Origin of the sequence: Azospirillum sp. A29 (assembly GCF_042604625.1) — a bacterium.
Classification (GTDB): Bacteria; Pseudomonadota; Alphaproteobacteria; order Azospirillales; family Azospirillaceae; genus Azospirillum; species Azospirillum palustre.
The window spans coordinates 26,508-47,034 of the sequence record NZ_CP170467.1 but is presented as its reverse complement, the minus strand read 5'-3'; the positions used below and the strand labels follow the sequence as shown (position 1 = coordinate 47,034).

Annotated in this window: 17 protein-coding genes; 9 read left to right on the top strand and 8 right to left on the bottom strand. The window is 69.9% G+C overall.

From position 1 onward, the window contains the following. Positions 1 to 41 precede the first annotated feature (41 nt). The 7 genes from ABNQ38_RS28405 to ABNQ38_RS28375 all read left to right on the top strand — a co-directional run bounded on the left by ABNQ38_RS28405 (position 42) and on the right by ABNQ38_RS28375 (position 8,416). Complete coding sequence (locus tag ABNQ38_RS28405) at positions 42 to 536, top strand: GFA family protein (RefSeq protein WP_377810683.1); 495 nt, start codon at positions 42 to 44, stop codon at positions 534 to 536. A 10-nt stretch (positions 537 to 546) separates the two neighbouring features. Then, positions 547 to 1,284, top strand: coding sequence for an extensin family protein (locus ABNQ38_RS28400; protein WP_377810682.1), 738 nt, complete (start codon positions 547 to 549; stop codon positions 1,282 to 1,284). A gap of 127 nt (positions 1,285 to 1,411) precedes the next feature. Further along, positions 1,412 to 1,903 (top strand): BLUF domain-containing protein, encoded by a 492-nt coding sequence (locus tag ABNQ38_RS28395; RefSeq protein WP_377810681.1) that lies wholly within the window; start codon positions 1,412 to 1,414, stop codon positions 1,901 to 1,903. A gap of 121 nt (positions 1,904 to 2,024) precedes the next feature. Beyond that, the gene (locus ABNQ38_RS28390) at positions 2,025 to 3,506 is read left to right on the top strand and encodes a mechanosensitive ion channel family protein (RefSeq protein ID WP_377810680.1); all 1,482 of its coding nucleotides are present in this window, start codon (positions 2,025 to 2,027) and stop codon (positions 3,504 to 3,506) included. Positions 3,507 to 3,636: 130 nt separating this feature from the next. After that, complete coding sequence (locus ABNQ38_RS28385; RefSeq protein WP_377810679.1) at positions 3,637 to 5,424, top strand: N-acetylglutaminylglutamine amidotransferase; 1,788 nt, start codon at positions 3,637 to 3,639, stop codon at positions 5,422 to 5,424. A 127-nt stretch (positions 5,425 to 5,551) separates the two neighbouring features. After that, entirely contained in the window at positions 5,552 to 7,312 is a 1,761-nt protein-coding gene (gene ngg, locus ABNQ38_RS28380; RefSeq protein ID WP_377810678.1) for an N-acetylglutaminylglutamine synthetase, read from the top strand. A 45-nt stretch (positions 7,313 to 7,357) separates the two neighbouring features. Beyond that, the gene (locus tag ABNQ38_RS28375) at positions 7,358 to 8,416 is read left to right on the top strand and encodes an osmoprotectant NAGGN system M42 family peptidase (RefSeq protein ID WP_098737783.1); all 1,059 of its coding nucleotides are present in this window, start codon (positions 7,358 to 7,360) and stop codon (positions 8,414 to 8,416) included. Positions 8,417 to 8,443: 27 nt separating this feature from the next. Here ABNQ38_RS28375 and ABNQ38_RS28370 read toward each other — a convergent pair whose 3' ends face one another. From ABNQ38_RS28370 to ABNQ38_RS28335, 8 genes are all read right to left on the bottom strand, one after another. After that, positions 8,444 to 10,105: a hybrid sensor histidine kinase/response regulator gene (locus ABNQ38_RS28370; protein ID WP_377810677.1), complete on the bottom strand. Its 1,662-nt coding sequence runs from the start codon at positions 10,103 to 10,105 to the stop codon at positions 8,444 to 8,446. A 95-nt stretch (positions 10,106 to 10,200) separates the two neighbouring features. After that, positions 10,201 to 10,968, bottom strand: a complete 768-nt coding sequence (locus ABNQ38_RS28365) for a response regulator transcription factor (RefSeq protein ID WP_377810676.1) — start codon at positions 10,966 to 10,968, stop codon at positions 10,201 to 10,203. Next, entirely contained in the window at positions 10,965 to 12,128 is a 1,164-nt protein-coding gene (cheB, locus tag ABNQ38_RS28360) for a chemotaxis-specific protein-glutamate methyltransferase CheB (protein ID WP_377810675.1), read from the bottom strand. The genes ABNQ38_RS28365 and cheB overlap by 4 nt, the downstream gene beginning before the upstream one ends. Then, positions 12,125 to 14,368: a response regulator gene (locus tag ABNQ38_RS28355; RefSeq protein WP_377810674.1), complete on the bottom strand. Its 2,244-nt coding sequence runs from the start codon at positions 14,366 to 14,368 to the stop codon at positions 12,125 to 12,127. The genes cheB and ABNQ38_RS28355 overlap by 4 nt, the downstream gene beginning before the upstream one ends. 79 nt (positions 14,369 to 14,447) lie before the next feature. Further along, on the bottom strand, positions 14,448 to 16,136 hold the full coding sequence (locus ABNQ38_RS28350; protein WP_377810673.1) for a methyl-accepting chemotaxis protein: 1,689 nt from the start codon (positions 16,134 to 16,136) through the stop codon (positions 14,448 to 14,450). Positions 16,137 to 16,201: 65 nt separating this feature from the next. Continuing rightward, the gene (locus tag ABNQ38_RS28345) at positions 16,202 to 16,879 is read right to left on the bottom strand and encodes a chemotaxis protein CheW (RefSeq protein WP_377810672.1); all 678 of its coding nucleotides are present in this window, start codon (positions 16,877 to 16,879) and stop codon (positions 16,202 to 16,204) included. Continuing rightward, complete coding sequence (locus ABNQ38_RS28340) at positions 16,879 to 18,336, bottom strand: CheR family methyltransferase (RefSeq protein ID WP_377810671.1); 1,458 nt, start codon at positions 18,334 to 18,336, stop codon at positions 16,879 to 16,881. Before ABNQ38_RS28340 ends, ABNQ38_RS28345 begins: the two co-directional genes overlap by 1 nt. Continuing rightward, on the bottom strand, positions 18,333 to 18,896 hold the full coding sequence (locus ABNQ38_RS28335) for a chemotaxis protein CheW (RefSeq protein ID WP_377810670.1): 564 nt from the start codon (positions 18,894 to 18,896) through the stop codon (positions 18,333 to 18,335). Before ABNQ38_RS28335 ends, ABNQ38_RS28340 begins: the two co-directional genes overlap by 4 nt. Before the next feature lie 233 nt (positions 18,897 to 19,129). On the opposite strand from ABNQ38_RS28335, the gene ABNQ38_RS28330 reads away from it, so the two are divergent. Then, positions 19,130 to 19,621 (top strand): MaoC family dehydratase, encoded by a 492-nt coding sequence (locus ABNQ38_RS28330; protein WP_377810669.1) that lies wholly within the window; start codon positions 19,130 to 19,132, stop codon positions 19,619 to 19,621. A 53-nt stretch (positions 19,622 to 19,674) separates the two neighbouring features. Then, positions 19,675 to 20,511, top strand: a complete 837-nt coding sequence (locus ABNQ38_RS28325) for an FkbM family methyltransferase (RefSeq protein ID WP_377810668.1) — start codon at positions 19,675 to 19,677, stop codon at positions 20,509 to 20,511. Positions 20,512 to 20,527: the final 16 nt, after the last annotated feature.

The window sequence follows — 20,527 nt, the reverse complement described above, 5'->3', positions numbered from 1 at the left end:
TGGTGCGGGAGAACGCCCCCTATTCCGCGGAGTCCCCTGCCATGAAACTGTCCGGTTCCTGCCGCTGCGGCGCCGTTCGTTTTACGCTGAACTCGCCGACGCCGGTCCCCTATATGCGCTGCTACTGCACCATCTGCCGCAAGAGCGCCGGCGGCGGGGGATACGCCATCAATCTCGGCGGCGATGCCGACACGCTGGAGGTCGAGGGGCGCGAGGCGGTGGCGACGTGGCGGGCGCCGATGGAGGACCCCGACCATCCCGGCCAGACCCACCTGGGCCCGTCGCACCGGCATTTCTGCACGAAATGCGGCACGGCGCTGTGGGCGGAGGATCCGGCCTGGCCGGAGCTGGTCCATCCCTTCGCCTCGGCCATCGACACGCCGCTGCCGACCCCGCCCGAGCGGGTCCACATCATGCTGGACTTCAAGGCGCCGTGGGTGGAGGTGCCGCAAGGCCCCAACGACGTGCAGTTCGCCCGCTATCCGGAGGAATCGCTGGAGGACTGGCACCGGCGGCACGGGCTGCTCGACCGGTAGACAGCGCGCAATGGCGCGGTTGCTGGGGTGGCTGGCGCTGCTGGTCCTGCTGGCGCTGGGCGGGGCGGCGGCCGGGGTCTGGGCCGGGCTGATCGCGGTGCCGCCACGCTACGACCCGTGGGCGCGGCTCGATCTGCGCGCGGAACCGGACTGGCTGACCGGCTTCAAGCTGGCGCGGCTGACCCGCGATCCTGAGCAATGCCGGGCGGCGCTGGGCGAAACGGGCCTGCGCTTCACCGCCCTGCCCGACCGCCCGTCGGACGAGAACTGCGCGCTCATCGGCGTGGTGCGGGTGGCGCGGTCGGACATCTCCGCGCCGGGGGTGGCCTTCAGCAGCGGCTTCATCGCCACCTGCGGGCTGGCCGCCGCCTGGACCCTGTTCGAGGCGAACGCCCTCCAGCCGGCGGCGCAGCGGCATTTCGGGCAGAGGGTGGCCCGGGTCGAGCATCTCGGCACCTATGCCTGCCGCAACGTCTATGGCCGGGCGGACGGGCGGCGCAGCGAGCATGCGACCGCCAACGCCATCGACCTCGCCGCCTTCGTGCTGGCCGACGGGACGCGGATCGGCGTACTGGCCGACTGGGAGGCGAAAGGAGGCAACGGGGCGGACGGGCGGAAGGCGGCCTTCCTGCGCGACCTCAGCGACGGCGCCTGCCGCTTCTTCGACGTGGTGCTGGGCCCCGACTACAACGAGGCGCACCGCAACCATTTCCACCTGGACATGGGCGCCTTCCGCACCTGCCGATAACGCCCATCCATTCGGACTATATCTGCCGGGTGCGGCAGCGATTCTACGAAAGAAAGGGTTATCGCAGGCCGGCTTTCGCTCCACCATCAAGATAAAAGTAGGTAGAAAAAAAAACGGGAGGAGGCCGATGTTGACTTTGCTTTATCGAAGCGATGCGATGCCCCTGCTGCCTTTTTCGGCATTGGCGGACATTTGTGTACGAAGCTCCGCAAAGAATCGCCGTTTGTCCGTGACCGGATTCCTTGTGGAGCATGAGGGAACCTTTCTTCAAGTCTTGGAAGGCGAGCCGGACGCCGTGACCGGACTGTTCGATCGCATTTCACACGACGAGCGGCACTGCAACATGGCGGTGCTGGGCCGGTGGGAGCGGCCGGGACGGGCCTTCGGCTTCTGGGCGATGAATTTCGGCCCGCTGGACGACCCGAGCTTCTGGCAGAGCGAGTTCGCCGACCTGCGCGACGGCGCGGCCTTCCGGCGCAGGAGCTGCGATGCCGAAACCGCGCTGGCCGTACTGTGCCGCGCCTATGTCTTCGCCGGCACGGTGGCGGGCACCGACCCGGTGATCCGCAGCTTCGTCATGGGATATCCGCCGGCAACGAGGCAACCGGCGAAGGTGTGAAGGGCCAAGCCCCTGACCGGGCTGGATGGTTTGAATTGATCCCTTGACGGGACGGCGCCTGCTCGTGCCATCGTCGCCCTCGCCCGGCCCCCATGGCCAGCCGCCGAGGAGAACCCCGTCGATGACCGCCTTGCGGCGTCTGTCCGCCCCTGCCCTGGTCCTGGCCCTTCTGACGGCTCTGGTCGCCGCGAAGCCATGGCTGCACCGCCATCTGGAGCCGTTAGTCGGTCCGGATCTCAGCAGCGGGTTCGACATCGCCGTCGCGTCCGCCTCCTGGCTGGTCGCCGCCTGGGGCGGGGCGCGGCTGATCGATCTGCTGGCGGCCGGCAACGGCGGGCTCGGCCCCGACGGCGCGCCGCGACCGCCGCGCATCCCGCGGCTGCTCGCCGACCTGATGCGCTTCTTCGTCTATGGCGTCGCCGTGGTGGCGATCCTCGCCTTCGTGTTCGAGCAGCCGGTGACCGGCCTGCTGGCAACCTCCGGCGTCGCCATCGCCGTGCTGGGCTTCGCGCTGCGCAACATGATCGCCGACATCTTCGCCGGCATCGCGCTGAACATCGAACACCCCTACCGCATCGGCGACTGGCTGGAGCTGTCGCCCGGCGTGTCGGGGCGGGTGGACGAGATCAACTGGCGCGCCACCCGGCTGATCGCCGGCGACGGCACCGCCATCGTCGTGCCGAACGGCATCGTCGCCGGCAGCCGCTTCGTCAATTACAGCCGCCCCAGCCCGGCCTTCCGCACCACCGTCCCCATCCTGCTGGACCAGGAGGTGCCGGTGGAGCGTGCCAAGCGCATCCTGCTGTCGGCCATGCTCTGCGCCGACGGCGTGCTGTCCACCCCGCGCCCCGACGTGGTGGTGGAGGCGGTGACGCCCAACGGCATCTCCTATCTGGCGCGCTATTGGCTGGACGATTTCGGGCGGGTGGCGCTGGTGCGCGATTCCGTGCTGGCGGCGGTGGTGGGCAACCTCGCCCGCGCCGGGATCGAGCCGGCCCGGCCCAAGCAGGAGATCCGCCGCCGCCAGCCGGCATTGCCCGACACCGATACCCTGCGCCGCGGCCTGCTGCGCCAGACCGAGCTGTTCGACGCCTTCGACGACGACGAGGTCGACGCGCTGGCCTTGGCGATGCGGCAGATCCATGTGCCGGCCGGGTCGCCCGCCGTCCGCCAGGGCGATGCCGGAGAATCGCTGTTCGTCATCGCCGAGGGCGTGTTCGACGTGCAGATCGCCGCCCCCGCCCCCGCCTTCGTCGCCCCGGCTTTCGCCACCGACGGGATGGAGGGGCAGCGGCCGGGGGTGCTGCTTCTGACGCGCCTGCGGCCGGGCGACCTGTTCGGCGAAATGTCGCTGCTGACCGGGCAGCCGCGCAGCGCCTCGGTGGTCGCCTGCACTGACTCCGTGGTGTTCGAGCTGGCGCGGAGTCACCTGGATCCGGTGCTGCGCCGCCGGCCGGAACTGGCCGAACGGCTGGCCGAACTGATGGCCGAGCGCCAGAGCCGCAACGCCGCCGAAACCAACCGCCAGCAGGGCGCCGCACCGCCGCCGACGATGGAATCGCAGGCGCTGCTGACCCGGTTGCGCGGCTTCTTCGGGCTGTAGACCGCCCACCGCAAGGGAACCTTGAGCCCTGCCAGCCGTTGTTCCACGCGGGTAGCGGTGGTGCAGTTCGGCCCTTTTTCACGGGTCTGGCGCCCCTTCGTCCTGAACCAACGAGGAGGCTCGACAGCCGATGTGCGGAGTAAGTGGCGAGATTCGGTTCAAATCCGGCGAGACGGCGAGCACGGCCGCCGTCCAGGCCATGTGCGACACTCTCGCGCCGCGCGGGCCTGACGGCCATGGCCTGTTCGCCCATGGGCGCGTCGCCTTCGGCCATCGCCGGCTGAAGATCATCGACCTCAGCGAGGCATCGCAGCAGCCGATGGTCGATTCCGCGCTGGGCCTCGCCATCGTCTTCAACGGCTGCATCTACAATCACCGGGAACTGCGCGAGGAGTTGGCCGGGCTCGGCTACAGCTTTTTCTCCGACGGCGACACCGAGGTCCTGATCAAGGCCTATCACGCCTGGGGGCCGGATTTCGTCAAGCGCATGAACGGCATGTTTGCCTTCGCCATCCACGAGCGCGACAGCGGCCGGGTGGTGCTGGGCCGCGACCGGCTGGGCATCAAGCCGCTCTATCTGGCGGACATTCCCGGCGGGCTGCGCTTCGCCTCCTCCCTGCCCGCCCTGGTGGCGGCGGGAAAGGTTGCGGGCGGTATCGACACCGACGTCGATCCGGTGGCGCTGCACCATTACATGAGCTTCCACGCCGTCGTTCCGGCGCCCCACACCATCCTGAAGGGAGTGCGGAAGCTGCCGCCCGCCACCGTGCTGGTGGTGGAGGCGGACGGCACGCGGCGCGAACACACATACTGGTCGCTGAGCTTCGGTCCGCAGGCCGGCGACGAGGGCCGCGACTTTGCCGAGTGGCGCGAGCTGGTGCTGGAGACGCTGACCCGTGCGGTGCGCCGCCGGCTGGTCGCTGACGTGCCCGTCGGCGTGCTGCTGTCGGGCGGACTGGACAGCTCGCTGATCACCGCCCTGCTAGCCGAGAACGGGCAGAGCGGGCTGAAGACCTTCTCCATCGGCTTCGAAACGGTGGGGGACGAGCGGGGTGACGAGTTCCAGTATTCCGACATCGTCGCCAGGCATTTCGGCACCGACCACCACCGCCTGTTCGTCGACAGCGCCCGCGCCCTGCCGGAGCTGACCGACTGCGTCCGCGCCATGTCGGAGCCGATGGTCAGCCACGACAACATCGGCTTCTTCCTGCTGTCGCAGGAGGTGGCGAAGCAGGTGAAGGTGGTGCAGTCGGGCCAGGGCGCCGACGAGGTGTTCGGCGGTTATCACTGGTATCCGCCGCTGCTGGAAAGCCGTGACGCCGTCGGCGATTACGCCCGCGTCTTCTTCGACCGCGACCATGCGGAGATGGCCGAGGCGCTCGATCCCAGATTCATCGGCGAGGACCATTCCCGCCGCTGGCTCGAACAACGTTTCGCCATGCCGGGTGCCGAGCGGCCGGTGGACAAGGCGCTGCGGCTCGACACCACGGTGATGCTGGTCGACGATCCGGTGAAGCGCGTCGACAACATGACGATGGCCGCCGGGCTGGAAGCGCGCGTGCCCTTCCTCGACCATGAGCTGGTCGAGCTGGCCGCCCGCATCCCGGCGGAGATGAAGCTGCCCGAGGGCGGCAAGTATGTGCTGAAGGAAGCGGCGCGGCGGGTGGTGCCGGCGGCGGTGATCGACCGGCCGAAGGGCTATTTCCCGGTGCCGGCGCTGAAATACCTGCGCGGTCCGTTCCTGGAGCGGGTGCGCGACGTGCTGAACGCCCCGTCGGCGCGCGAACGCGGGCTGTTCCGCCGCGACTATCTCGACCGACTGCTGGCCGATCCGGAACGCCACATCACGCCGCTGCGCGGATCGAAGCTGTGGCAGGTCGCCCTGCTGGAATTCTGGTTCCAGGAACAGGGCCTGTAAGCAGGCGACTCAAAAACGACCGACGCTCCGCCGGCACATCCGGGCTCGGGCCCCCGGATGGGGGACCGATCCGCGTTCGCGGATGTTGCCAATGGGTGGAGCCGCATCCGACGACCAGGGGGATCCCATGAGCTACGCCCGCGTGAAACCGCACCGGCTGGAACGCGCCGCCAGCGCCACCCTGCGCCATACCCGCCGCTACACCGGCCGGCCGCCGGCGGGGGAGACCGGGGCCGACGCGCCGCGCGCCGACGTGACGGTCGATTGCGGCTGGGGGCGGCTGATCTTCGCCCACACCTTCGACGATCTCGACCGCATGATCGAGACGTTGCGGCAGGAGGCGCCGGGCACCCGCGACATCGTCTTCTATCTTCAGGACCCCCATGTCGCCCTGTCGCGCGCGCCGCAGGAGCTGTTCCTCGACCCCTCCCACACCTTCCGCCTGTGGCTGACCGACTACCGGCCGTCGCGGCGCCGGCCGAAGGGCTACAGCGTCCGCCGGCTGCGCACGCGCGAGGATGCCGAGGGGGTGCAGCGCATCTATGCCCGGCGGCGGATGGTACCGGTCTCCTCCTCCTTCCTAGTGGCGTCGCGCAACAGCCGGGTGCTGACCCATTTCGTCGCCTGCGACGACGCCACCGGCGAGATCATCGGCTCGGTCACCGCGGTCGACCATGCCCATGCCTATGGCGATCCGGAGAACGGCAGCTCGCTCTGGTGCCTGGCGGTCGATCCGCAGGCCTCCTTTCCGGGGATCGGCGAGACGCTGGTCCGCACGGTGGCGGAGCATGTGCAGGCCCGCGGCCGCGCTTTCCTCGACCTGTCGGTGCTGCACGACAACGAGAACGCCATCGCGCTCTATGAGAAGCTGAATTTCCGCCGGATTCCGGCCTTCGCCCTGAAGACCAAGAACCCGATCAACGAGCGGCTGTTCACCGGCCCGCAGCCGGGCGAGCAGCTGAACCCCTATGCCACCATCATCGTCAACGAGGCGCGGCGGCGCGGCATCGGCGTCGATGTGCTGGATGCCGAGGCCGGTTACTTCTGCCTGACCTGGGGCGGCCGCAGCGTGGTGTGCCGGGAATCGCTGAGCGAGCTGACCAGCGCCGTCGCCATGAGCCGTTGCGACGACAAGGCGGTGACGCGGCGCGTTCTGGAGCGTGCCAGCCTGAAGGTCCCGGCCCAGGCGGTGGCGGGCGGGGCGGAGGAGAATGCCGCCTTCCTGGCGACCCATGGCCGCATCGTGGTCAAGCCGGCGCGTGGCGAGCAGGGCCGTGGCATCACGGTGGACGTGCGGGACGCCGAGACGATGGAGCGTGCCATCGCGTCGGCCCGCCAGCATTGCGACACGGTGCTGCTGGAGCAGTTCCATGAGGGGCAGGATCTGCGGATCATCGTCATCGACAAGAAGGTGGTGGCCGCCGCGGTGCGCCGCCCGGCCGAGGTCACCGGCGACGGCAGCCACACGGTGCGCGAACTGATCGAGGCCCAGAGCCGCCGCCGCGCCGCCGCCACCGGCGGCGAAAGCCACATCCCGCTGGACGCCGAGACCGATCGCTGCCTCGCCGCCGCCGGAAAGACTTTGGACGACGTGCTGGCGGCGGGCGAGGTGCTGCCGGTGCGCAAGACGGCGAACCTGCACACCGGCGGCACCATCCACGACGTGACCGACAGCCTGCATCCGGAACTGGTGGAGGTGGCGACGGTCGCCGCCCGTGCGCTGGACATCCCGGTGGTCGGCTTCGACCTGCTGGTCGAGGCGCCGGACCGGCCGGGCCATGTCTTCATCGAGGCGAACGAGCGTCCGGGCCTCGCCAACCACGAACCGCAGCCGACGGCGGAACGTTTCGTCGATCTGCTGTTCCCGCAGACGCGGGGGGTTCTGTGAGGCCGGCACCCGCCGCGCCACCATCCTGAGGAGGACCATCCGACCATGGCCGTGCCGCTGCCCATCGACATGGGGTATGTCACCGACATCCTGTACCGGTTGCTGACCACGCCGAGTCCGACCGGCTACACGGCCGACGTGGTGCGGCTGTGCTGCGCCGAGCTGGAGCGGATGGGCATCCCCTATGAACTGACGCGGCGCGGCGCCATCCGGGCCGACCTGAAGGGGGTGCGCTCCACCCCCGACCGCGCCCTGGTCGCCCATGTCGACACGCTGGGCGCCCAGGTGAAGATGCTGAAGGACAATGGCCGGATGGAGCTGGTGCCCATCGGCCACTGGTCGTCGCGCTTCGCCGAAGGGGCGCGCTGCACCGTGCTGACCGACCGCGGCCCCTGGCGCGGCACCATCCTGCCGCTGAAGGCGTCCGGCCACACCTTCAACAAGGAGGTCGACAGCCAGCCGGTCACCTGGCAGCAGGTGGAGCTGCGCGTCGACGCCCCGGTTGCCAACCGGCGCGATCTGGAGGAGCGTGGCTTCAACATCGGCGACATCGTGTCGATCGACCCGCAGCCGGAATTCCTGGAGAACGGCTACATCGTCTCGCGCCATCTCGACGACAAGGCGGGGGTGGCGGTGATGCTGGGCGCGGCCAAGGCGGTGGTCGATGCCGGGGCCGCCCTGCCCGTCGATTGCCACCTGCTGTTCACGATCTCCGAGGAGGTCGGGTCCGGCGCGTCGTCCATCCTGCATCAGGACGTGGCGGAGATGGTGACCATCGACAACGGCACCACCGCCCCCGGCCAGAACAGCAGCGAGTACGGCGTCACCATCGCCATGGCCGACAGCACCGGCCCCTTCGACATGGCGCTGACCCATTCGCTGATCGCGCTGTGCCAGGCGCAGAACATCCCGCACCAGCGCGACGTCTTCCGCTATTACCGCTGCGACAGCGCGTCGGCCATCGAGGCCGGCAACGACATCCGCACGGCGCTGGTCTGCTTCGGCATCGACGCCTCGCACGGCTACGAGCGCATCCATGCCGACGCGCTGGAAAGCCTGGTGCGGCTGCTGGTATTGTACCTGCAAAGCCCGCCCAGGGATTGAACAAGGCGGGATTGAGGGGCGGACCGCTCAGCAGCCCGCCGTTCCGTCCCGCCGCACCTCTTCCAGAACGCGGCGCAGGTCGCCGGGGTGCAGCGGCTTGTGCAGGAAGGCGCAGCCGCGGCGCTGGCCCTCCAGCAGGGATTCGGGCGCGGTCTCGCCGGTCAGCACCACCGCCGGGATGTCGGTCTTGAACAGCTTGCGGACGCGGTCGATCACGTCGAAGCCGGACACTTTCCCCGGCAGGCGCAGGTCGGTCAGGATGGCGTCGGGCGGGCCCTCCAGCCCGTCGACCGCGGCGAACACCTCGCGCATGTTGGAGGCCGAGACGAAGGCGCAGCCCCAGCTTTCCAGGGTCAGCAGCAGGCCGGACAGCACCATGCTGTCGTCGTCCACCACCAGGATGCGCATGCCGTCCAGCGGCACGGCGGCAGCACCCTGGTTGGCCGAGGCCGCCGCGGCCGGGGCGTCGGCGAGCACTTCCTCCCCCTCCAGGCGTTCGACGGTGATGGCGAAGACCGAACCGCGGCCGGAGCGCGACTGCACGTCGACCGGGGCATGCAGCAGGACCGACAGGCGCCGGACGATGGCGAGGCCGAGGCCGAGGCCGCGGGTGGGATCGCGCGCCGGGTTGGTCAGCTGGTGGAACTCGTCGAAGATGACGTCCAGCTTGTCCTGGGGAATGCCGAAGCCGGTGTCCCACACCTCGATGCGCCAGCGGCCGTCGCGCTTGCGCAGGCCCAGCAGGATGCCGCCGCGCTGGGTGTAGCGGATGGCGTTGGCCAGCAGGTTGCGGACGATGCGGCCGAGCAGGACCGGGTCGCTGCGGGTCACCGCCCGGCAGGGCAGCTGGACGCGCAGGCGCAGCCCCTTTTCCTCGGCCTGCGGACGGAATTCGTCGGCCAGCGATTGCAGCAGCGCGTCGAGCGACACCGCCTGCATGTCGGCCTCCACCGTGCCGGCATCCAGCGTCGAGATGTCGAGCAGGGCGTTCAGCAGCTGCTCGCCGGCCGTCATCGCGTTGGCCAACATGCCGGCGGTGCGCGACGCCCGAGCATTGCCCTCCACCTGATTGGTCAGGGCGTCGAGAAACAGGCGCATCGCCTGGAAGGGCTGGCGCAGGTCGTGGCTGGCCGAGGCCAGGAAGCGGGAGCGCGCCGCGGTGGTGCGCGCCACCTCCGCCCGCATGGTCTCGGCCATCTGGGCGATGGCGCCGTCCAGAGTCGCCGTCGCCAGCACCCCGACCACCCGGCCGTCGACCAGCAGCGGCGCAGCACGCAGGCCGATCGGCGGTTCGCTGGGCAGGGTCAGCCGCACGCTGTCGGGGGGCGAGGCCGGGCTGTCGGCGGTTCCGTCGCGGTAGAGCGGACGCAGCGCTTCGGCAACCGCGGTCCAGCCGCCCGGCAGCAGGCTCGGCCCGCTTTCGTCACGGGCGGCGGCGCGCGGGCGGTTCAGCAGGGTGGCCAGGGCCTCGTTGCAGCGGACGGCAGCCATCTCCGGCCCACCGACCACCAGCATGGTCGGAACCGTCGCGGCCGCGCAGACGCGCCGGGCATTCTCGAGGCACTCGCGATACCGCAGATCGGTCGGGGACGTGGGGGTGGCCGAAGATCGGTGCATCGCGTCGGTGTCTCTTGCGTCGGTGTCTCTGGAGATCGAAGGCTCGTGGATGGGCTGGAGGCTGATCGCCATGGGCACCTGTCGGACCGTCGGACAGTTTCGAAAAGCCCGCAGAGAATAAACGGACAAGACGGCTTTCGAAATCACACGATGGCCCTACACCCTTCCTATGCGGAAGGTGCAGGACGCGGCAAACGGATAAGATGGTCCTCCACGAAGTATTTCCGGCGGAGAAGCGCCATCAGCCTGATCTTGAGGACATCCATCGTCTGTCCCTTTCCGACAAAATCGTCGGCGCCGGCGTTCAGGCTGATCATCAGCTGTTCCTCATCGTCCTGGCTGGTCAGGATGACGATTTGGAAGAACAGGCCGCGCTGGCGGCGGAACCTGTCGAATCTTTCGCAGAGCTGGGTGCCGCTGGTGCCCGGCATCACGAGATCCAGGATGACGCAATCCAGCGCGCCGCCGGCCAGCGCCGCCACCGCCTCGTCGGCGTTGCGGGCGGCGGTGACGGTGCAGCCCTCCTGTTCCAGTTCGGCGCGCAGGAATTCGCGGTAGGTCGCGCTGTCGTCGACGATCAGGATGCGGGCGCGGCGGAAGATCTCCGGCGCCGTCGGCGGGGCGCTGCGCCGCTCGATCAGCGCGCAGGCGGTCTCCACCACCGCCTTGGGGTCGGAGGGGTCGCTCTGCCCCTGCCCGCGGCCGAGCACGATGACGGCGGCGTCGGTGCGGGCGCGCAGCTCGGCCAGACCGGTCGGGCCGGCAAGCTCGCCCTCGACGATCAGCAGATCCTGCGGGGTGCCGGCGATCTCCGCCAGAGCAGGCTCGACGCCTTCGACGCAGACGGTCTCCACGCCGCGTTCCTCGAGCAGCAGCTTCAGCAGAAGCCCCTGCGTCTGGGAACCCATGACAACCAGGGTGCGGGGTCCGTTCATGACGCCATCTTATCGTCGGAGGTCAATTGCAGCAGCCGTCCGGCCACCCGGTCGAGGGGCAGTTCCTCCACGGCACCGCCCAGCCGCACTGCGGTGCCGGGCATGCTGTGGATCACCGCCGTAGAGGCATGTTCCGCTATGGTGTAGGCGCCGGCCGTGCGCATGTCCACCAGCCCTCTCGCGCCGTCCTCGCCCATTCCGGTCAGCAGCACGCCGATGCCGGACGCGCCATAGGCGCGCGCCATCGACTGGAACAGCACCTCGCCCGACGGGCGCTGGCCGCACACCATCGGGTCGGCGGTCAGGCGCAGCGTGGCGCCGTCCACCAGCAGGTGCCGGTCGCCCGGCGCCACATAGACCGTGCCGGGCCGCGGGGCCAGCCCGGCCTCCCCCAGCCGCACCGGCAGGGCGGAGACGGTGCCGAGCCAGCTGGCGAAGCCGGCCATGAAGGGCGCGCCCATATGCTGGACCACGAAGACCGGCAGCGGGAAGTCGGCCGGCATGTCCTTGAGGATCTTCGCCAGCGCCGCCGGCCCGCCGGTGGAGGCGACGAGGCCGAGCGCACGGAAGCGCCGGAGCCGGCCGTCGGCCGCCACCGCCTCGTCCGGCAAACGGCCATCCGGAAGCCGGCCATCCGCCGGCCTGCCGTCCGGCGACGCCGCTTCGGTCGCCATTCCGGTCGCCGTCCTGGCGCCGCGGGCGGTGATGCGGTGGCGGATCACCTTCACCTGACTCATGATGACCAGCTGGGTGCAGAGATGGTGCGCCACCGTCTGGTAGTCGGCACGCGCCATGCTGCCCGGCTTCTCCACCACCGCCAGCGCGCCGGCCTGGAGCGCCCGCATCGGGATGTCGAGGTCACGCACGTCTGACGCCACCACCACGATCGGCAGCGGGGTCTGCCGCATGATGCGGCTGGTCACCTCGAACCCGTCGATGCCCGGCAGGCGGATGTCGAGCGACACCACGTCGGGCGCCGTCCGTTCGATCATGCGCAGCGCCTGCTCGCCGCTCGACGCGATGCCCGCCACCTCCAGCCGCGGGTCGGCGCTGATGACGTGGCTCAGCAGCTGCTGGATGACCGGGCTGTCCTCGACCACCAGCACGCGGATGCGACGGGTTCCGGTGGTGAGGGGGCCGCCGTTCGCCTGGCCGCTCACAGCAGCCGCCGGATGCCGGCCAGAAGCTCGTTCTGGTCGAATCGCGTCTTGACGATGTAGGCGTCGGCGCCAAGCCGCAGGCCGCGCTCGCGGTCCTCGTCGCTGGCGCGCGAGGTGACGAGGATCACCGGAATCTCTTCCAGCCGCTTGTCCGCCTTCACCGCCTGCAACAGGGCGAAGCCGTCCATCCGGGGCATCTCGACGTCGCTGATGATCAGGCCAACCTCCATCCCTTCCGACAGGCGCTCCAGAGCCTCGCGCCCGTCCACGCACAGCGTCACCCGATAACCATGGGCTTCGAGGATGCTCTTTTCCAGCGTGCGGGTGGTGATGCTGTCATCGACGACCAGGATATGCGCCCGGGCAGGGGTCGCCTCTTCGGCCGGGCGGGCCGGGGCCGGCAGGGTGCTGCCGGGCAGCGGCATCAGGCCCGGAATGTTCAGCACCAGCGCCGGTCCGCCATCGTCCATCAGCACGGTGCCGAGATAGCGGCCGCTGTCCAGCCCGGTCTCCTCCGCCGCCGTCACCACCGTCTCGCGCGTGGCGACGAAGCGGTCGACCGCCAGCGCCAGCCGCCGGTCCCCCGCCCGCACCACGACCAGCGACAGCCCGCGCTCGGCCGTGGGCACCACCGGCGCCCCCATGCCCAAGAGGGCGGCCAGCGAGGTGACGGGGATTTCCTCCTCGCCGATCCGGGTCATCGGCGTGCCGGTGCCGGAGAACAGCGACTGCGCGCTGGCGGTGCGCAGGCGGACCACGTCGGCGGACGGAATCGCCAGGGTCTGGTCCTGCACCAGCACGAAGACGAGACGCTGGCTCAACAGGCTCAGCGGCACCTCGATGGTGACCGCGGTGCCGCCGCCCGCGCGGTCGGCGATGGTCAGGTTGCCCTGAAGCCGCTCCACTTCGCGCCGCGCGATGGCGAGCCCCATGCCGCGCCCGGCCAGCTCGGTGGTCCGGGCGGCGGTGGAGAAGCCGGGATGGAACAGGAACTCGGTCAGCCGCTCCTGCGGCATCTCCGCGCCGGCCGACAGGTCGGCGGCGTCGATCAGGCCGCGCTCGGCCGCCTTGCGCAGGATCGCCGCGCGGTCCAGCCCGCGGCCGTCATCCTCGATGCGCAGGCGCAGGCGCGCCCCCTCCACCGACGCGGCGATGGTGACGCGCGCCGCCGGCCGCTTGCCCAGCGCCAGCCGCTCCGCCGGCGTCTCGATGCCGTGGCTGATGGCGTTGCGGGCGATGTGCAGGATCGGGTCCTTCAGCCGTTGCAGCACGGTGCGGTCGGCCTCGACCTCCAGCCCGCGGACATCGACTTCGACTTCCTTGCCTTCGGCCCGGCTGATGTCGCGGACCATGCGGCCGAGGCCGCTCAGCTGGTTTTCCGCCGGCAGCATGCGCAGGCGCCGCATGTCCTGCTGGAGGCCGCCACCCCAGCGCCGCATCGACCACAGCAGCCGGTCGTGGCTGCGGTGCGCGCTGTCGAGCGCGCCGCCGAGCGCGCGGAAGCGGCGTTCGAAAGCCATCAATGCGGGCAGCGCGCCACGCCCGGCCAGCGCGTCGGGCAGCGTATCGCCCCCCGCCGCATCCGCACGGACGCCGCGGCCGATCTGAACGCGCAGATGCCGCCATGCCCGGTCGAGCGCCCGCCATTCCCGACGCATCACGCGAAGCTGTTCGCCGAGACCGGCCTGGGCCTCCACCTCCGGCAGAAGAGCGGACGCGGTCTCCGACAGGCGTTCCAGCCCCTGTGCCGCGATGCGGACCAGGGCGGCGGTGTCGGCGTCGGCGGCGCGGTCGCGCTGGGCCGGCGGCCGGCGGGATGCGGCGCGGGCGGCGGGAGACGGAGCCGGGACCGGCCCGCCGTTGCGGCCGGCGGCCAGCGCGTCGAGATCGGCCAGCACGCCGGCGGTCTCCACCGCGTCGCCGCCCTGGAGCGACCAGGCGACCACATCCTCGATGGCGTCGAGCGAGCGGCGGACCACGCCGACGCTGGCGGGGTCGAGCGGAATCTCGCCCTTCTGCACGGCGATGAAGGCGGCCTCCAGCCGGTGGGAGATCGCCTCCACCTCCGGCAGGTCGACGGCGCGGGCGGCGCCCTTCAGGCTGTGGGCACGCCGGTGGATGTCGACGAGATCCGGCGCATCGCCCGTCGCCTCCGCATCGCGGAGCGCGTTGCGGATCGCGGCAAGATGGTCCTTGTGCTCCAGGTCGAAGGCAGCGAGCAGGCGCTGGCGGATGTCCATCAGGATCTTCTCCCGCCCGATTTCGGTCCCCTCTCCCCCCGGGGAGAGGGGGAAAAATGCTGACCTCGGCGGTGCATCGTCACACCCGGTAGTTCCGCACCGCCTCGACCAGACCCTGGCCGAGGTTATTCAGGTTGGCGGCGGCGCCTTCCAGCTGGCGGGTGCCGGCCGCCGTCTGGCTGCTCGCCTCGCGGATGTTCTGGAGCGCCTGGATCACCTGCTCCAGGCCGATCTGCTGCTGGTTGGTGCCGGCGACGATCTGCTGGAAGGCCAGCACGCTCTCCTGGATGTTCTCCGCCATGGTGCGGATGGTCGATTGGGTGGCGTCGGTCTGGCGCTTGCCGGCGGCGACGCGCTTGACCGCCTCCTCCGTCAGCATCACCGACGCGTTGATGCCGTGCTGGATCTCCGACAGGTTGGAGCGGACCTGGGAGGTCGCCTCCTTCGACTGGTCGGCCAGGCTCTTGATCTCGCCGGCGACGATGGAGAAGGTGCGGCCATGCTCGCCGGCCGCCGCCGCCTCGATGGCGGCGTTCAGCGCCAGCAGGTGGCAGCGCTCGGCGATGTCGTTCACCGTCACGATGATCTCGCCGATGGCCTGGGTGCGCTCGGACAGCATGACGATGTTCTCGGCCACCGCCTCGGCCTGTTCGCGGATGGCGTCCATCGCCTGGATGGTGTCGTCCACCGCCTTCATGCCGGAATGGCTGGAGGCCGCCACCGTCTGGGCGCCATGGGAGACGTCCTGGGCGCGGCGGTTGATCTGGGCGCCGGACTCGGTGATCTCCGACAGGGTCGCCGTGGTCTGCTCCACCGCCGCCAGCTGTTCGGCGACGCTGGCCGATTGCTGCTGGGTCGAGGCGCGGATCTGGGCGGTGGCGGCGTGGACGCTCTCGGCCGTCTCCCGCGTGGTGCGGGCCATCGACTTCAGCCGGCCGGCCATTTCGTTCAGATGCTGGCCAAGGATGGCGAGTTCGTCCTTGCCGGCGATCGTGATCTCCTGCGTCAGGTCGCCGTGCCCGACCCTGGTGACGAAGTCGATGGCGCGGCCGAGCCGGCGGGTGATGGAGCTGCCGATGGTGTAGGCCACCCCCACCGCGATCAGGAAGACGGCCACCAGCGCGATGACCGAGGATTGGATGGCGGAGTTGTAGATCGCCCGGATGTCGTCGCGGCCGGCGGCGGTCAGGTGGTCGATGGCGGTCTGGGCGGTGTCGATGCGCTGCTCCATCACCTTGCGCAGATCGTCCACCCGCTGGCGGTGCTGGAGAGCCTCGGTGACCTGATTGCGCTCCAGCAGGGTGTAGATGGTCCGCGCCTCGTCGCCCACCGCACCGATGGCGCGGTTCATCTCGGTCACCGCGGTGTCGAGTTCCACCCAGCCCTTGCGGCGGCTGTCGGTCACGCTGTTCTGCGACCGATCCGCGACCATCGAGCGCAGCTTGCCCAGCGTTTCGCGCAGCTTGAGCCCGGTCTGTTCATATTGGCTGCGCATCGGCGCCATGATGGCCGGGATGTCGGCGCCCCGCCCTTCGGCATTGGCGACCGACACCGCGTTCAGCGCCGATTCGCGGGTGCTGCGCAGTTCCGCCTGATAGTTGCCGACCGCCACCACCATGTCGGCGGCCTCGGTGTCGTAGCTGGACACCGCCATGATCACCGACAGCGCGTCGGAGAAGCGCGACATCTGGTAGAGCGCCAGCAATGCGGTCAGGACACAGACGACGCCGAATCCCAGGACCAGCTTGTGTGCGACTTTCACGTTCATTCTTCCACTCCGGCCCCAGGCGGTTTTTTAAGGTGGATCGGCTCTTCAGACGAATCGGGCGTTTTTCAGGTCTTCACGAGGTCGAGCAAGGCGGCCATGTCGAGGATCGCCATGCGGTCGGCGGTGATCGCCCGGACCAGCGGCCCGGCCTCCGCCGGGACGGAGGTCCGCGGCAATGCGATGTCGGCCACCCGTTCGACCTCGTACAGGCGCAGGGCGGCCGGACGGCCGGTGCCGGTGCGCAGGACGATGGCGTAGCCGGGGGCATAACCGGGGGCATGGCCGGGCCGGTCGATCCCGGCGGCGGCATAGGTTCCGCTGCACAGGCTGTCGAGATCGAACAGACGCAGTACCTTGCCGGCGACGGCGATCACGCCGAGGACGGCGGGCGGCGCTCCCGGCACGCGGGCCAGCCGCGGCATCGGCACGATATTGCCGAGATGGCGCAGCTCCAGCCCATAGAGGGTCTCGGCACCGCGGGCGACCAGCATCGGCGTGCCGGTGCCCGCCTCGTCGTCGCGCTGCGGGACTTCGGCCAGCTCCTGCGCCCGGCGGGCCAGCACGGCGTCGGCCCAGGGACCATGGCCGGCGAAGGTCGCCTCCAGATCGGCGGCGCGGTGCGCCACCTTCCCGCGCACCGCGTCCCAGTCGATCGATCCCCGCGTGGCGGCGCGGTCGGGCGATGCGCTGTCGAGGGCCGCGATGAGCGGTGCGGCCCCGGCGCCGGCAAGCGTCTCGTCCATCAGCCCTCCTCACCGGTCAGCCAGAGGTCCAGCATGCCGCGCAGCTCCTGCACGGTCAGGCCGCCGCCTTCGGTCACCGCCTCGCCGTCGGGGCGGCTTTCCAGCGCCTCGCGCGCGTTGCGGAAATGGCGCTGGGCCGGGACCAGCCGGCCGCGCCGCCAATAGGCCAAGGCCAGATGATAGTCGGCCAGGACGAAACGCGGATCGAGATAGAGCGCCCGCTTGAAGGCCGCCACCGGGTCGCCGACGCCCAGTTCCTCCTCCACCAGACCCAGCTGGTAATGGGCGGCGGGGTCGAGCCGCTGCGCCTCGACCCGTGCCAGACAGGCTTCCAGCTGCGAGGAGCGCTCGCCGGTCTCGGCCGCATCCGGCGGAGCGGGCACAGCGGACGGAGGTACGGCGGACGGGGGGGAAACGGGCGAGCGGGATTGCGGGCCGGCGGATTGCGGGGCGGAGGCGGCATCGCTCGCGGATCGCGGCGCAGGCTTCGCCGGGGCTCTCGCGGCGCGGCGCGGCGCCGCCGCCAGGGTCAGCGCGGCGGCCGCCAAGCTCGGGGTGGCCTTGCCGATCGCGGCCGTGACCGGCGGTTCGGCCTGCTTGCGGTAGAGGGTGGCGCCGGGGACCGACACCGGGATGAACAGCTCGTTCATCTGCGGCCCGGCCTCGGCATGGCCGACCACCAGCCAGCCGCCGTCGGCCAGCGCCTTGTGCAGGTTGCCCAGCAGCCGGTGCCGCGTCGCCTCGTCAAAATAGATCATGACGTTGCGGCACAGGATGATGTCGAAATGCCCGATCCCGTGCGGATAGGAGGGAATTGCCCCGTCCACGAGGTTGAAGGGCATGAAGCTCGTCCATTGCCGGTATTTCGGCTTCACCGACCACAGCTTGTCCTGGCGGTCGAAGCAGGCCTCCAGCGTGTCCGGCGACAGGCCGCGCACCGCCCAGTCGCCATAGGCGCCGCGCCGCGCCTGCTCCAGGAAGGCGTTATTGATGTCGGTGCCGACGATGTGGACCTGCCAACCCTCCAGCTGGCTGGCGAAATGCTGCTTCAGCAGGATTTCGATGGTGTAGGCTTCCGGCCCGATGGAGCAGCCGGCGCTCCAGATCCGCAGCAGGCGGCTCGACTGGTTGCGACGGATGCATTCGGGGATGGCGACGGCGCGGAGCGCGTCGAACTGCTCGATGTAGCGGAAGAAGAAGGTCTCCCCCACCGCCAGCTCGTTGATCAGTCCCTGATATTCCGCGCCGCCCGGCCCCTCCGCCTCCAGTGCGGCCAGATAGCCGGCGACGGTGGTGACGGTGCCGAAGGGCAGCCGGCGGTTGATCCGCTCGGCGAAGGCGGCATCCTTGTCGGCGTAATAGGCAAGGCCGGTGGCATCGATCACCATCGCCTTCAGGCGCGGGAAATGCGGGTCGCGGCGGATCGCCTCGATGGTTGCGGCAGTGTTGGCCATCATGCGGCACCGTTCCCGACGGATGCCTCGTCATTCGCCTCGGCAGGGAGCTGCCACTGCGCCAGCCGGCGTTCCGCCGACGCGCGGAAGGCGTCGAGCAGCCGGCCCTCCGCCTCGCTCAGCAGCCGGCTGGGGTCGAGCAGGGTCACGCTGCCGCCACGGCCGGTCACCCGGTCGGGAAAGGCGGCGGCGGCGCAGCCGTTGAAGCTCAGGGCCGGGTCGGACGGCATGCGCTCCGCCGGCTCCACCAGCGTGTCGCCATGGACCTGATCGGCCAGCAGCGCCGCCGGCCGGCCCTGCCAGGTGATCAGGAGAAGCGGCGAATAGAGGCCGGGCGCCGCTCCCCCCGCCACGGAGTCGAACGGCACGAGATCGAGCAGGACATCCAGGCGCAGGACCGGCACCACCTCGCCCTGGTAGCGGAAGACGCCCTCCACCGGCAGCGGCGCGGTCGGCAGCCGGTCCAGCCGCGGCAACGGCAAAAAGCGCCGCACGGCTTCCACCGGCAGCGCCAGGGCTTGCCCGGCAACCGAAAACACGACGCAACGGAATGGCGGCGGCATCGACGTGCCTTGGGAGGTACTGTGCGCAGAGAGTGGTGACATCCGTCCGTCGATGGTCTGGAATCCGACCGGGAACATGCCCGATCACAACAGGAATGCGAATTACGCCAAAGGTTTACGCCGTAGGACCTATGCCCTGGCCGTGACGTCCCTGCCCTTTGCCGGATGCGTCGGGCGGGCTACTCTCCGGCACCAACGACAAAACCTGATCGGCAAGTCCCGATCGGCAAGCCATGACCAAGGGGAGAAACGAGACGATGCCCGGCCGCCATTTCGAGGATTTCCGCATCGGCGAGGTGTTCGACTCGGAAGGGGCGACCCTGACCGAGAGCCAGATCGTGGATTTCGCCCTGCGCTTCGACCCGCAGCCCTTCCACATCGACACTGTCGCGGCGGCGGACGGGCCGTTCCAGGGGCTGATCGCCAGCGGCTTCCACACGCTGTCGCTGACCTTCCGGCTGTTCCGCGACATCGGGCTGATCACCGGCACCAGCCTGGGCGGATCGGGCATGGACGAGCTGCGCTGGCTGCGGCCGGTGCGGCCCGGCGACACCATCCGCGTCCGGGTGGAGGTGGTGGAGACGATCCCGTCGCGCCGAGGCGGCCGCGGCACGGTGCGGCTGGCCTACACCACGCTGAACCAGCGCGGCGAGCCGGTGATGACCTGCATCATGAACCACATCATCGCCGGACGCAGCGGGGCGGAGCCGACGGTCGCGATATGAAAAGCAGGTGGCGTGGGATATGATGTCGCCTTGCGATTGAGAAGGTTCGTCGGATGCTCCCGAACGCCACCGTGGTAGAGACCAGGATGGGCCGGTTTCTGCTGTTCGACACCGATGACGGGATCACCCGTCACCTGCGCCGGGACGGCCATTGGGAGCCGGTGACCGTGATGGTCGCCAAGTCACTCGTCGGGATCCACGGGAGCAATACGAAGACGTCCGGGGGCACCATCGTGGATGGCGGGGCCAATGTCGGCGCCTTCACCATTCCGATGGGGCTGACCTTCCAGAACAGCCACCGCATCGTCAGTTTCGAGGTGCAGCGGCCGCTGTTCCATCTGATCTGCGGCTCGGTGGCTCTCAACGGGCTGGATTGCGTCCTGGTCCACAATCTGGCGCTCGGCGAGCGGATGGACGTGATCGAGATCCCCATTCCCGATTACGCCAGCGACCGCAACCTCGGCGCGCTCAGCCTCGACCCGGAGGTGCGCCGAGTGCGCCGCGAGTCCGGCATCGACTGGGCGACCGACAGGCCGGAAGCGCGCATGGGGCAGGCCAGCATGGTGCGGCTGGACGATTTCGGCATCGACGATCTCTGCCTGCTGAAGCTGGACGTCGAGGGGATGGAACTGCCGGTCCTGAAGGGTGCGGTGGAGACGCTGAAGCGGTCCGCCCATCCGCCGATCCTGTTCGAGCTTTGGGATGTCGGCTACCTGCCCGGCATCCGCGACGCGCAGGAGGCCCTGCTGTCCTTGCTGGAGGGATTGGGCTATGACGTGCTGATCAGCGGCGAAATGGCAATCGCCCAGCATAGCAGCCACGGCATCCACCTGCGCGCACGGCAGGACGAGAGCGGCCGCCGCCTGAGCTTCGAACGGGCGCAGCGCTGAACGATCCGGCGATCCC

Coding starts and splice junctions, on each gene's coding strand:
- ABNQ38_RS28405 (WP_377810683.1), top strand. CDS start 42: ATGAAACTGTCCGGTTCCTGCCGCTGCGGCGCCGTTCGTTTTACGCTG.
- ABNQ38_RS28400 (WP_377810682.1), top strand. CDS start 547: ATGGCGCGGTTGCTGGGGTGGCTGGCGCTGCTGGTCCTGCTGGCGCTG.
- ABNQ38_RS28395 (WP_377810681.1), top strand. CDS start 1,412: ATGTTGACTTTGCTTTATCGAAGCGATGCGATGCCCCTGCTGCCTTTT.
- ABNQ38_RS28390 (WP_377810680.1), top strand. CDS start 2,025: ATGACCGCCTTGCGGCGTCTGTCCGCCCCTGCCCTGGTCCTGGCCCTT.
- ABNQ38_RS28385 (WP_377810679.1), top strand. CDS start 3,637: ATGTGCGGAGTAAGTGGCGAGATTCGGTTCAAATCCGGCGAGACGGCG.
- ngg (WP_377810678.1), top strand. CDS start 5,552: ATGAGCTACGCCCGCGTGAAACCGCACCGGCTGGAACGCGCCGCCAGC.
- ABNQ38_RS28375 (WP_098737783.1), top strand. CDS start 7,358: ATGGCCGTGCCGCTGCCCATCGACATGGGGTATGTCACCGACATCCTG.
- ABNQ38_RS28370 (WP_377810677.1), bottom strand. CDS start 10,105: ATGGCGATCAGCCTCCAGCCCATCCACGAGCCTTCGATCTCCAGAGAC.
- ABNQ38_RS28365 (WP_377810676.1), bottom strand. CDS start 10,968: ATGAACGGACCCCGCACCCTGGTTGTCATGGGTTCCCAGACGCAGGGG.
- ABNQ38_RS28355 (WP_377810674.1), bottom strand. CDS start 14,368: ATGGACATCCGCCAGCGCCTGCTCGCTGCCTTCGACCTGGAGCACAAG.
- ABNQ38_RS28350 (WP_377810673.1), bottom strand. CDS start 16,136: ATGAACGTGAAAGTCGCACACAAGCTGGTCCTGGGATTCGGCGTCGTC.
- ABNQ38_RS28345 (WP_377810672.1), bottom strand. CDS start 16,879: ATGGACGAGACGCTTGCCGGCGCCGGGGCCGCACCGCTCATCGCGGCC.
- ABNQ38_RS28340 (WP_377810671.1), bottom strand. CDS start 18,336: ATGATGGCCAACACTGCCGCAACCATCGAGGCGATCCGCCGCGACCCG.
- ABNQ38_RS28335 (WP_377810670.1), bottom strand. CDS start 18,896: ATGCCGCCGCCATTCCGTTGCGTCGTGTTTTCGGTTGCCGGGCAAGCC.
- ABNQ38_RS28330 (WP_377810669.1), top strand. CDS start 19,130: ATGACCAAGGGGAGAAACGAGACGATGCCCGGCCGCCATTTCGAGGAT.
- ABNQ38_RS28325 (WP_377810668.1), top strand. CDS start 19,675: ATGCTCCCGAACGCCACCGTGGTAGAGACCAGGATGGGCCGGTTTCTG.